Here is a 12,136-nt window from a genome sequence, read left to right as displayed (position 1 = left end):
ATCCTAAGACAGGTGACGTTACAGTAACACCTAAGAAACCAGATGGCTCAACATATCCACCAGGAACTAAGGTAGAAATCCCAGGTAAAGATGGTAACCCAATCACTGTTACAATCGGTGAAGACGGAAAAGGTAAAGTACCAAACAGCGAATTACCAGACGGTAAAGTTCCAGGTACAGGTAAGATTATTGAACCAGGTAAACCAGCTGTGGAAGTTCCAGTAGAAACTCCGGCTAAGGTAACACCAGAAACTCTAACTCCGAATGCAGATCAGGTAGATACTAAGAATACTAATGATAATGGAGCTAAATCAAATGATTCTCAAAATGTATTGCCAAATACAGGAACAGAATCAAATGCGACTCTTGCATCTCTAGGACTTCTTGGTATGCTAGGTGGTCTCGGACTTGCTCTTGGAAAGAAAAAAGAAGACTAAAAATTTAGTCAAATGAACATTCATCCTTTTGTATTTTAACAACAAACTAGATTGATTCTGAGAGTTGCTTTATCCATAAACTACAAAGAATGATTAGATAAAAAAAGCGAACAATGCTAGAATTTTGTTAAACGGAATTCTAAGTATTGTTCGCTTTTGTGGTATAATAATTACTATGCAGAAAAAACCAACGTCAGCCTATGTGCACATCCCGTTTTGTACCCAGATTTGTTATTATTGTGACTTTTCAAAAGTTTTTATCAAGAATCAGCCGGTAGATAGTTATTTGGAACATCTGTTAGAAGAGTTTCAATCTTATGATATTCAAAAGTTGAGAACCCTCTATATCGGTGGTGGCACACCGACAGCTTTGTCAGCTTCTCAACTGGAGGTTTTATTGGATGGCTTGACTAAAAACTTGGACTTGTCTGCCTTAGAAGAGTTGACCATTGAAGCCAATCCAGGTGACTTGGATGCGGATAAGATAGCCGTTTTGAAGAACTCGGCTGTCAATCGTGTCTCTCTAGGTGTGCAGACCTTTGATGACAAGATGTTGAAAAAGATTGGGCGCAGTCATTTGGAGAAGGATATTTATGAAAATATCGACCGTCTAAAACTGGCTGGTTTTGACAATATCTCCATCGATTTGATTTATGCACTGCCAGGTCAGACCATGGAGCAGGTCAAGGACAATGTGGCTAAGGCCATTGGGCTGGATATTCCCCATATGAGTCTGTATAGCTTGATTTTAGAAAATCATACGGTCTTTATGAACCGAATGCGACGAGGGAAATTGCCTCTGCCTAAGGAGGAACTGGAAGCTGAGATGTTTGAGTATATCATCGTAGAGCTTGAGCGAGTTGGTTTTGAGCATTATGAGATTTCTAATTTCTCCAAGCCTGGTTTTGAAAGTCGCCACAATCTCATGTACTGGGACAACGCTGAATACTATGGCATCGGTGCTGGGGCATCTGGTTATGTCAATGGTGTCCGCTATAAAAATCATGGTCCGATTCGTCATTATCTCAGTGCTGTTGAGGAAGGTAATGCTCGCATCACAGAAGAGCACTTGAGTCAAAAGGAGCAGATGGAAGAAGAAATGTTCTTGGGCCTCCGCAAGAAATCAGGAGTCTCCATGGCGCGATTTGAGGAAAAATTTGGACGGTCCTTCGATGGACTTTATGGAGAAATTGTCAGAGATTTGGTTCAACAAGGTCTCATGCAAATAGACGGTGATCGCGTGCGCATGACAAAAAGAGGTCTCTTTTTAGGAGACACTGTAGCAGAACGATTTATTTTGGAGTAGGATGATGGGCTTAACTTATCAAATGAATATGAAAATTCCTTTTGATATGGCTGATATGAACGGTCATATCAAGCTTCCAGATGTGATTTTGCTATCCCTGCAAGTTTCAGGGATGCAGTCTATTGAGTTGGGGGTTAGTGATAAGACTATTTTGGAAGAGCATAATCTGGTCTGGATTATCACAGATTATGATATTGAGGTGGTTCGTTTGCCTCGTTTTGCAGAGGAAATCACTATCGAAACGGAAGCCCTGAGCTATAATCGACTTTTTTGCTACCGTCGCTTTACCATTTATGATGAAGCGGGGCAGGAGCTCATTCACATGATGGCGACCTTTGTTCTCATGGACCGAGATAGTCGAAAAGTCCATGCTGTCGAACCTGAGATTGTGGCTCCTTACCAGTCTGATTTTGATAAAAAGCTCATCCGTGGACCAAAGTATGAGTCCTTGAACGAGCCAGTCAGCAAGGATTACCATGTTCGTTTTTACGACTTGGATATGAATGGTCATGTCAATAACAGTAAGTATCTGGATTGGATTTTTGAGGTCATGGGAGCGGATTTTTTGACCCAATATATTCCCAAGAAAATCAATCTCAAGTATGTCAAGGAAGTTCGACCAGGTGGGGTGATTACATCGGCTGTTGAACGGACTGGACTGGAAAGCAAGCATGAGATCACAAGCGACGGGGCTACCAATGCCCAAGCTATCATCACTTGGCAAGAAATAAAAAAGGATTAGGAAGAAATAGATGAAATATAAAGGCTATTTAATTGATTTAGACGGAACCATTTATAAGGGGAAGGATCGAATTCCAGCAGGAGAGGCTTTTGTCCATGAATTGAAAAAGCGGGACATTCCTTATCTTTTTGTGACCAACAATACAACCCGCACTCCTGAGAGTGTTCAGCAGATGTTGGCTCAGAATTTTAATATCGATACAGCTCTATCGACTGTTTACACAGCAACTTTGGCGACTATCGATTATATGAATGATTTGGGGCTTGAAAAGACCGTCTATGTCATCGGAGAAGCAGGACTCAAAGATGCCATTAAGGCGGCGGGCTATGTCGAAGACAAGGAGAATCCTGCCTATGTAGTAGTAGGCCTGGACTGGCAAGTCGACTATGAAAAATTTGCGACAGCAACTCTTGCGATTCAAAAGGGAGCTCACTTTATCGGAACCAATCCTGACCTCAATATCCCGACAGAACGGGGTCTTTTGCCAGGTGCTGGTTCACTGATTACGCTTCTTGAAGTAGCAACACGAGTGAAGCCTGTTTATATCGGGAAACCAAATGCTATTATTATGGACAAGGCGGTTGAGCACTTAGGTTTGGAACGTGAAGAGTTAATCATGGTTGGGGATAATTACTTGACTGATATTCGAGCAGGAATTGACAATAGCATTCCAACGCTCTTGGTGACGACAGGTTTTACCAAGGCAGAAGAAGTAGCAGACCTGCCAATCGCACCGACTCATGTAGTTTCTAGCCTTGCGGAGTGGAACTTTGATGAAAACTAAATTGATCTTTTGGAGCTCTATGTTCTTTCTCCTCTCCCTCTCAATCCTTCTGACTATCTATCTGGCTTGGATCTTTTATCCTATGGAAATTCAGTGGTTGAACTTAACAAATCGAGTCTATCTAAAACCGGAAACCATTCAGTACAACTTTCATATCTTGATGAATTACCTGACCAACCCTTTTAGTCAGGTCTTGCAGATGCCTGATTTTCGTTCGTCAGCAGCTGGGCTACACCATTTTGCGGTGGTCAAAAACCTCTTTCACTTGGTTCAGCTAGTAGCCTTAGTGACACTGCCAAGTTTCTATTTCTTTATCAAAGGAATTGTGAAAAAGGGATTCTTGTCTCTCTATCGTAAAAATTTTCTGGCTTTAGTTGTCTTGCCTGTATTGATTGGTCTTGGGGGAGTTTTGATTGGTTTTGACCAATTCTTTACTCTTTTCCATCAAATTCTCTTTGTGGGAGATGATACCTGGCTTTTTGACCCAGCTAAGGATCCAGTGATTCTGATTTTGCCAGAGACCTTCTTCCTTCATGCCTTCCTCCTCTTTTTCACCCTCTATGAAAGCTTCTTTGGTTTTCTGTACCTGAAAAGTCGTAGGAAGTAAAACGAAAGACGTTTTTAATTTGTATATATAAAAAATCATATAATTTAAAACCATCGTTAAGAGTGAATTAACTAAATCCAGAATATATCAATCGTTCGCAAACAGTCTATTTTTCTTGAAAAATAGGCTTTTTTTAAAAAATCGCTAGTCAAGCGCTTTATTTTTGTGTATAATAGAAATAGCAAAGTATAGATAAGAAGAGAAAAGCATGATTACACTATTTCTATCACCGAGCTGTACATCATGTCGTAAGGCTAAGGCCTGGTTAGAAAAACATAAGGTTCCCTTTGTGGAACACAATATTATGACCAGTCCTTTAACAAGAAAAGAATTGCAACACATCCTTTCCTTGACCGAAAATGGTACTGATGACATCATTTCAACTCGTTCAAAAATTTTTCAAAAATTGAATATTGATGTAGAGAGTATTTCGGTATCGGAATTGCTTCATTTGATTGAGCAGTATCCTAGTCTTTTGCGTCGTCCAATTATTATCGATGCTAAACGCATGCAAATCGGTTTTAATGAAGATGAGATTCGTGCTTTTCTCCCTCGTAGTTATCGTAAGCAAGAACTAAAAGAAGCAAGAATGAGAGCTGGTATTAGTTAATGAACAAACAGTATAGTTACCCACTAGATTTGTCGTGGAGCACTGAAGAACTTGCTTCAGTGCTTTCTTTTTTTAATGATGTTGAAGCTGCCTATGAGGGCAAGGTAGAGGCTAAAAAGTTACTGGAATCCTATAAGGAATTCAAAGCGGTCGTGCCAAGCAAGAGCGAAGAAAAACGTTTGGGCCGAGAATTTGAAACAGTTAGTGGCTATTCGCTTTATCGAGCAGTTCAGACTGCCAAGGAAAAAGGGGAAGGGAAGATTTCTCTTGGAAAGTAAATTTGAATTTGCTAAAGAGCTTATTAAGAGAGCGGGCCAGTACATCCTTGACCACATGCAGGAAGACTTGTGTGTTGAGACCAAGTCCTCTCCAACAGATTTGGTGACCAGACTGGACAAGGAAGTTCAGGAACTCTTGGTTGGTGAGATTTTATCCCGTTATCCTGAGGATAAGATTTGTGCTGAAGAAGGTTGTCTGCGAGCCTCGGTTCAAGAGGGCAGGGTTTGGGTTATTGATCCCATTGATGGGACCAATAACTTTGTAGCCCAGCAGGAAGATTTTGCTGTTATGATGGCTTATTTTGAGAATGGTCAAGGTCAGTTTGGTCTCATTTATGATGTGGTCAAAGGGGATTGTTACCACGGTGGCGGAGCCTTTCCAGTTTGTCTAAATGATAAGCCTCTAGCTCCTTTTAAACCAAAACCACTTGGAGATTTCCTTATTGCAGGGAATAGTGGCATGCTGGAAACCAATGAATGGGGCTTGGCTGATTTGAGTCGAGCGGTCCTCGGTGTTCGTGTCTATGGGAGTGCGGCCATTAGTTTTGCCAAGATTTTGTCAGGGCATTTATTGACCTATGTCACTTATCTGCAACCATGGGATTATGCTGCCGCTAATATTTTAGGGGAAAGTCTGGGCTATCGGGTGGTGACCCTTTCTGGTGAAACTCCTAATTTTCAAACCAGACAGCCGGTCATGATGCTACCTCTTGAGATGCAGGAGGAAATTCAGTCCTATATTTACGAAAGGAAAAGAACTTAAATGCAATTTCCAGAAGGATTTGTTGAAAAATATGAAGAGATACTAGGAGATGAGGCAAGAGATTTTCTTGCCTCTTTTGAGGAGGAAGCGGTTTCGGCTTTTCGGATCAATCCTTTAAAAGAAGCGCCAGTTTCCTTTTCTGATGCCATTCCTCAAACTCCTTGGGGCCACTACGGGAAGGTGTCTGGGAAATCGCCTGAGCATGCTACTGGTTTAGTTTATTCGCAAGAACCTGCTGCTCAGATGGTTGCTCAGGTAGCCCAGCCCAGTCCTGGTATGAAAGTCTTGGATTTGGCTGCTGCACCGGGTGGCAAATCAACTCAGCTGGCAGCCTATCTAGCAGGGGAGGGTCTCCTTGTTTCCAATGAAATTTCAAGCAAACGGGCTAAGATTTTAGTAGAAAACATGGAGCGCTTTGGAGCGACAAATGTCGTGGTGACCAATGAATCTGCTGACCGCTTGGCCAAGGTTTTTAAAGGCTATTTTGACCTCATTGTCCTTGATGCTCCTTGCTCTGGTGAAGGGATGTTTCGTAAGCAACCAGATGCTATGGACTATTGGAGCTTAGATTATCCGAGTCAATGTGCTAGCTTGCAAAGAGAAATTCTAGCAGATGCCGTGACCATGTTAGCTCAAGGTGGTCGTCTGGTTTATTCAACTTGTACCTGGGCCCCCGAGGAAAACGAAGAGATTGTCAATTGGCTACTGGAAGAGTATGATTTTGATTTGCTGCCAGTTGAACATATCAATGGAATGGTAGCTGGTATTGACCTGCCAGAAACAGCTCGGATGTACCCTCATCAGTTTAAGGGAGAGGGGCAGTTTGTAGCTCATTTACAATTTAGAGGTGACAATCCAGCTCCTAAATTTAAGGCAAGTAAGAGCAATCTCAGCCGCGAACAAGTTACTTTGTGGCAGGAATTTGCCCAAAAACACCTGAAAATCAATCTAAGGGGAATCTTGCAGACTTTTGGTGACCAACTCTATCTCCTGCCAGAATTTTTGCCAGATTTAGGGAAGCTCAAGATTGCTCGTAATGGACTGCATCTGGGTACCTTTAAGAAGAAACGCTTTGAGCCTAGTTTTGCTCTTGGTCTAGCCTTGAAACCGAGTCAGGTCAAGCAGTCGGTTGAAATTGACCAAGAAGAGTTTGTAAAGTATGTGGCTGGAGAAACTGTTCAGCTGGCAGAAAGTCTGCCAAATGGTTGGTACCAAGTTTTGGTTCAAGGCAATGGGTTGGGCTTTGCTAAGGTGACGGGAAATGTTTTGAAAAATTATTTTCCAAAAGGACTCAGATTCAAGTGAAAATGCTAGTCAAAGTAGCTTGTCTATGTTATAGTGGAAGTATGGATTTTTTTCAAATTGTCTTTCATTTTAAGTCAAAATTGGTGGAAAAGGTAATTGAGCAAATTTCTAGTAAAACTAAGCTAGCAACTTCGGTTGGCTCCCAATTTTAAAAAAGAAAAACATAAATAAATAGTTGAAAAAATTCACAGCATTCACCATTATTTTCAAGGAGAAAAACAGTGAAAAAAAGGAAAAAACTCGCTTTATCTCTTGCAGCTCTTTTGCTGGCAGGTTCTTTGGCGGGATGTGCTAGCTGGATTGATCGTGGGGAATCCATGACAGCTGTTGGTTCAACGGCTCTTCAGCCTTTGGTCGAAGCAGCAGCAGATGAATTTGGCTCTATGCACGTTGGAAAAACAGTCAACGTCCAAGGTGGAGGATCTGGTACAGGTCTGTCTCAGGTTCAGTCTGGAGCTGTTGATGTAGGAAATTCAGACGTATTTGCTGAGGAAAAAGACGGTATCAACGCATCCGCTCTAGTGGATCATAAGGTAGCCGTAGCGGGCTTGGCGGTGATTGTGAACAAGGAAGTTGATGTTGAAAATCTGACAACTGAACAACTCCGTAGCATCTTCATAGGTCAAGTAACCAACTGGAAAGAAGTCGGTGGAAAAGATCTAGCCATTTCCATTATCAACCGCGCGGCAAGTTCTGGTTCGCGTGCAACCTTTGATAGTGTTGTTATGGATGGCCAATCTGCCATTCAGAGTCAAGAACAGGATTCAAATGGGATGGTCAAAAACATTGTTTCCCAGACACCAGGAGCCATTTCTTACCTAGCTTTTGCCTATGTGGATGACTCAGTTAAACGCATGAAATTGAACGGCTATGAGCCGATTGCAGAAAATGTTACAACCAATAACTGGCCTTTGTGGTCTTATGAACACATGTATACTCTAGGTCAGCCGAATGAATTAGTGGCAGAATTTCTTAACTTTGTCCTCTCAGATGAAGCGCAAAGCGGAATTGTTAAGGGGATGGGCTATATTTCTGTCAAGGAAATGAAGGTTGAAAAAGACGCTGTTGGAACGGTGACAGCACTAGAAGGGAGTCACTAATGAATCAAGAAGAATTAGCTAAAAAATTACTTTCTCCCTCAAAGAACTCTCGTCTAGAGAAACTAGGGAAAGGCTTGACCTTTGCCTGTCTGTCTTTGATTGTCATCATCGTGGCTATGATTTTGATTTTCGTAGCCCAAAAAGGTTTGTCGACCTTCTTTGTCAATGGAGTCAATATCTTTGATTTCCTATTTGGACAAACTTGGAATCCTTCAGGTAAACAATTTGGTGCCCTTCCTATGATTTTGGGTTCCTTTATTGTCACAATCCTATCAGCCCTTATCGCAACTCCTTTTGCCATTGGTGCGGCAGTCTTTATGACGGAGGTTTCACCAAAAGGTGCTAGAATCTTACAACCAGCAATTGAATTGCTAGTCGGGATTCCTTCAGTCGTGTATGGATTTATCGGTTTGCAGGTCGTAGTTCCCTTTGTCCGTAGTGTATTTGGTGGGACTGGTTTTGGAATTTTGTCAGGTATTTTTGTACTCTTTGTCATGATTTTACCGACGGTAACCTTTATGACAACGGACAGCTTGCGTGCGGTGCCTCGTCATTACCGCGAGGCTAGTTTGGCTATGGGGGCCACTCGTTGGCAAACTATCTGGCGCGTAACCTTGAAGGCAGCGCGTTCAGGGATTTTCACCGCTGTTGTCTTTGGGATGGCGCGTGCCTTTGGTGAGGCTTTGGCTATTCAGATGGTAGTTGGAAACTCAGCCGTTGTCCCAACTTCACTAACAACACCTGCTGCGACCTTGACTTCTGTCTTGACCATGGGTATCGGAAATACCGTTATGGGAACCGTTGACAATAACGTTCTCTGGTCTTTGGCTTTAGTCTTACTCTTGATGAGTTTGGCCTTCAACAGTGTGATTAAATTGATTACGAAAGAAAGAGGAAAGAAAAACTATGCACGCTAAGAAATTAGATAAACTTGCAACAGCTGTCCTCTACTCGATTGCAGGAATTATTGTTGCCATCCTGGCATCCTTGATTCTTTATATCTTGGTTCGTGGTTTGCCCCACATCTCTTGGTCTTTCTTGACTGGCAAATCATCTTCTTACCAAGCAGGCGGAGGGATTGGAATTCAGCTCTATAATTCCTTTTTCCTATTAGTTATTACCTTGATTATCTCTGTGCCTTTATCTATGGGAGCTGGGATTTTCCTAGCTGAATATGCTAAAAAAGGTCCTGTGACCAATTTTGTCAGAACCTGTATTGAAATCTTATCTTCACTCCCATCAGTGGTTGTAGGTCTCTTTGGTTACTTGATCTTTGTAGTTCAGTTTGAGTATGGATTTTCAATTATTTCAGGTGCCTTGGCCTTGACAGTCTTTAACTTGCCTCAGATGACTCGTAATGTCGAGGACAGTTTGAAACATGTTCACCATACGCAACGTGAAGCTGGTCTGGCCCTTGGGATTTCTCGTTGGGAGACTGTGGTCCATGTGGTTATTCCAGAAGCCCTACCAGGTATTGTGACGGGTGTTGTCTTGGCCTCTGGTCGTATCTTTGGTGAGGCTGCTGCTTTGATCTATACAGCAGGACAATCCGCTCCAGCCCTTGACTGGTCAAACTGGAACATTCTTAGTGTGACTAGCCCAATCTCAATCTTCCGCCAAGCAGAAACCTTGGCTGTCCACATTTGGAAAGTCAACAGTGAAGGTACCATTCCTGATGGAACTATCGTATCAGCAGGTTCTGCGGCCGTGCTCCTCATCTTTATCCTCATCTTTAACTTTGGAGCCCGCAAACTCGGAAGCTATCTACATAAGAAATTAACCGCTGCCTAAAGGAGAAGCCATGTCAAAATATAATTGGGATGAAAAGCATATTATCACCTTTCCTGAAGAGAAAGTGGCCCTCTCTACTAAGGATTTACATGTTTACTACGGTAAAAAAGAATCCATCAAGGGCATCGATATGCAATTTGAAAAAAATAAAATTACGGCCTTAATTGGCCCTTCTGGTTCAGGGAAATCAACCTACCTCCGCAGTCTCAACCGTATGAATGATACCATTGATATTGCTAAGGTCACAGGTCAAATCCTCTATCAAGGGATTGACGTCAACCGTCCAGAAATCAATGTCTATGAGATGCGTAAGCACATTGGAATGGTCTTCCAACGCCCAAATCCCTTTGCCAAGTCTATCTACCGCAATATCACTTTTGCCCATGAACGTGCAGGAGTTAAGGACAAGCAAGTTTTGGATGAAATTGTGGAAACTTCTCTTCGTCAGGCTGCCCTTTGGGACCAGGTCAAAGACGATTTGCACAAGTCAGCCTTGACCTTATCAGGTGGTCAGCAACAGCGTCTCTGTATCGCTCGCGCTATCTCTGTTAAACCACATATCCTCTTGATGGATGAACCGGCGTCAGCCTTGGATCCGATTGCGACAGCTCAGTTGGAAGAAACCATGTTGGAATTGAAGAAGGACTTTACCATTATCATCGTGACCCACAGCATGCAGCAGGCTGCGCGTGCTAGTGACTACACAGGATTCTTCTACTTGGGCGACTTGATTGAGTACGATAAGACCTCTAATATTTTCCAAAATGCCAAACTACAGTCGACCAATGACTACGTAACAGGACACTTTGGATAGAAAGGAAACAGTATGACAGAAGCGATTTTACAGGTGTCAGACCTGTCCGTTTACTACAATCAAAAAAAGGCCTTGAATAGTGTTTCCCTATCTTTCCAACCTAAGGAAATTACAGCCCTGATTGGTCCATCTGGATCAGGGAAGTCAACCCTCCTCAAGGCTATTAACCGCATGGGGGATCTCAATCCAGAGGTAACCACAACTGGTTCGGTGGTTTACAACGGCCACAATATTTACAGCCCACGTACAGATACAGTTGAATTACGTAAGGAAATCGGTATGGTTTTCCAACAACCAAACCCTTTCCCTATGTCTATCTACGAAAATGTTGTTTACGGGCTTCGTATCAATGGAGTGAAGGATAAGCAGGTTCTGGATGAGGCGGTTGAAAAAGCCTTGCAACGAGCTTCTATCTGGGATGAGGTCAAGGACCGCCTGCATGATTCAGCTATCGGGCTTTCAGGTGGACAACAGCAACGTGTCTGTGTTGCCCGTGTCTTGGCAACCAGTCCTAAAATCATTCTCTTGGATGAACCGACTTCAGCTTTGGACCCTATCTCGGCCGGTAAGATTGAGGAAACCTTGTATGGTCTAAAAGATAAATACACCATGCTCTTGGTTACACGTTCCATGCAACAAGCCTCTCGTATTTCTGACAAGACAGGATTTTTCCTAGATGGAGATCTGATCGAGTTTAACGATACCAAGAAGATGTTCCTCAGCCCACAACACAAGGAAACAGAAGATTATATTTCAGGAAAATTTGGATAAGGAGATAAATGATGTTACGCTCTCAATTTGAGGAAGATTTAGAGAAATTGCACAACCAGTTCTATGCTATGGGACAAGAAGTGCTCTCACAAATCAATCGGACAGTGCGTGCCTTTGTTACGCATGACCGTGATTTGGCCAAGGAAGTCATCGAAGACGATGCAGAAGTAAACGAATACGAAGTGAAATTGGAGAAGAAATCATTTGAAATGATTGCCCTTCAACAACCGGTTTCTCAGGACTTACGTACAGTTCTAACAGTCTTGAAGGCTGTATCTGACTTGGAACGTATGGGGGACCATGCCGTTTCCATTGCCAAAGCGGCAATTCGTATGAAAGGGGAGCAACGCATCCCAGCTGTTGAAGAAGAAATCAAGAGAATGGGTCGCGATGTCAAGAACTTCGTCGAAGCAGCACTTGAACTCTATCTGAATGGTTCAGTAGACCAGGCCTATGAAGTAGCAGCCATGGACGAAAAAATCAATCATTACTTTGATAGCATTCGTGATTTAGCTACAGAAGAAATCAAGAAAAATCCAGATGCTATCGTTACAGGTCGTGATTACTTCCAAGTGATTGCTTTCTTGGAACGCATTGGAGACTATGCCAAGAATATCTGTGAATGGGTTGTTTACTTTGAAACAGGTAAGATTGTCGAACTATAAAATAGATTTACTCTGTATAAAAAGGAGCTTGAAATCAAGGCTCTTTGTCAACTGTAGTGGGTTGAAGAAAAGCTAAGCTCGAGAAAGGACAGATTTAGTCCTTTCTTTTTTGATATTCAGAGCAATAAAAATCCGTTTTTTGAAGTTTTCGAAGTTCCGAAAA

The 12,136-nt window shown here is 42.4% G+C and carries 15 protein-coding genes; all 15 read left to right on the top strand.

All coding sequences use genetic code 11. The features are described from left to right. The coding region (locus tag FBF73_RS10165; RefSeq protein WP_240798250.1) for an LPXTG cell wall anchor domain-containing protein at positions 1-437 on the top strand (437 nt) is incomplete at its 5' end. Between the two features lie 175 nt (positions 438-612). Beyond that, on the top strand, positions 613-1,743 hold the full coding sequence (gene hemW, locus FBF73_RS09625) for a radical SAM family heme chaperone HemW (protein ID WP_124787273.1): 1,131 nt from the start codon (positions 613-615) through the stop codon (positions 1,741-1,743). Positions 1,744-1,747: 4 nt separating this feature from the next. Beyond that, complete coding sequence (locus tag FBF73_RS09620) at positions 1,748-2,485, top strand: acyl-[acyl-carrier-protein] thioesterase (protein WP_124787274.1); 738 nt, start codon at positions 1,748-1,750, stop codon at positions 2,483-2,485. A 10-nt stretch (positions 2,486-2,495) separates the two neighbouring features. After that, positions 2,496-3,269: a TIGR01457 family HAD-type hydrolase gene (locus FBF73_RS09615; protein ID WP_124787275.1), complete on the top strand. Its 774-nt coding sequence runs from the start codon at positions 2,496-2,498 to the stop codon at positions 3,267-3,269. Continuing rightward, complete coding sequence (locus FBF73_RS09610) at positions 3,259-3,876, top strand: TIGR01906 family membrane protein (RefSeq protein ID WP_124787276.1); 618 nt, start codon at positions 3,259-3,261, stop codon at positions 3,874-3,876. The genes FBF73_RS09615 and FBF73_RS09610 overlap by 11 nt, the downstream gene beginning before the upstream one ends. Before the next feature lie 208 nt (positions 3,877-4,084). Next, the gene (locus FBF73_RS09605; protein WP_000631259.1) at positions 4,085-4,486 is read left to right on the top strand and encodes a Spx/MgsR family RNA polymerase-binding regulatory protein; all 402 of its coding nucleotides are present in this window, start codon (positions 4,085-4,087) and stop codon (positions 4,484-4,486) included. Further along, a complete protein-coding gene (locus tag FBF73_RS09600; protein WP_124787277.1) occupies positions 4,486-4,764 on the top strand; it encodes a UPF0223 family protein in 279 nt (92 codons plus the stop codon). The genes FBF73_RS09605 and FBF73_RS09600 overlap by 1 nt, the downstream gene beginning before the upstream one ends. After that, entirely contained in the window at positions 4,754-5,527 is a 774-nt protein-coding gene (locus FBF73_RS09595) for an inositol monophosphatase family protein (RefSeq protein WP_125411201.1), read from the top strand. Before FBF73_RS09600 ends, FBF73_RS09595 begins: the two co-directional genes overlap by 11 nt. Beyond that, on the top strand, positions 5,528-6,832 hold the full coding sequence (locus FBF73_RS09590; protein WP_124787279.1) for an RsmF rRNA methyltransferase first C-terminal domain-containing protein: 1,305 nt from the start codon (positions 5,528-5,530) through the stop codon (positions 6,830-6,832). Positions 6,833-7,053: 221 nt separating this feature from the next. Further along, positions 7,054-7,932: a phosphate ABC transporter substrate-binding protein PstS family protein gene (locus FBF73_RS09585; RefSeq protein ID WP_136937680.1), complete on the top strand. Its 879-nt coding sequence runs from the start codon at positions 7,054-7,056 to the stop codon at positions 7,930-7,932. Beyond that, positions 7,932-8,849, top strand: coding sequence for a phosphate ABC transporter permease subunit PstC (pstC, locus tag FBF73_RS09580; protein ID WP_001070903.1), 918 nt, complete (start codon positions 7,932-7,934; stop codon positions 8,847-8,849). Before FBF73_RS09585 ends, pstC begins: the two co-directional genes overlap by 1 nt. Next, complete coding sequence (gene pstA / locus FBF73_RS09575; RefSeq protein WP_004258489.1) at positions 8,839-9,723, top strand: phosphate ABC transporter permease PstA; 885 nt, start codon at positions 8,839-8,841, stop codon at positions 9,721-9,723. Before pstC ends, pstA begins: the two co-directional genes overlap by 11 nt. A gap of 10 nt (positions 9,724-9,733) precedes the next feature. Further along, positions 9,734-10,537, top strand: a complete 804-nt coding sequence (pstB, locus tag FBF73_RS09570) for a phosphate ABC transporter ATP-binding protein PstB (RefSeq protein ID WP_004258485.1) — start codon at positions 9,734-9,736, stop codon at positions 10,535-10,537. Positions 10,538-10,549: 12 nt separating this feature from the next. After that, on the top strand, positions 10,550-11,308 hold the full coding sequence (gene pstB, locus FBF73_RS09565) for a phosphate ABC transporter ATP-binding protein PstB (protein WP_136937679.1): 759 nt from the start codon (positions 10,550-10,552) through the stop codon (positions 11,306-11,308). 11 nt (positions 11,309-11,319) lie between these two features. Further along, positions 11,320-11,973, top strand: coding sequence for a phosphate signaling complex protein PhoU (gene phoU, locus FBF73_RS09560; RefSeq protein ID WP_000946458.1), 654 nt, complete (start codon positions 11,320-11,322; stop codon positions 11,971-11,973). The last annotated feature ends 163 nt before the right edge of the window (positions 11,974-12,136 follow it).

This window comes from Streptococcus mitis, from assembly GCF_005144795.1.
Classification (GTDB): Bacteria; Bacillota; Bacilli; order Lactobacillales; family Streptococcaceae; genus Streptococcus; species Streptococcus mitis_BB.
The sequence above is the reverse complement of the archived record's forward strand: the minus strand, read 5'-3'. Positions and strand labels throughout refer to the sequence as shown.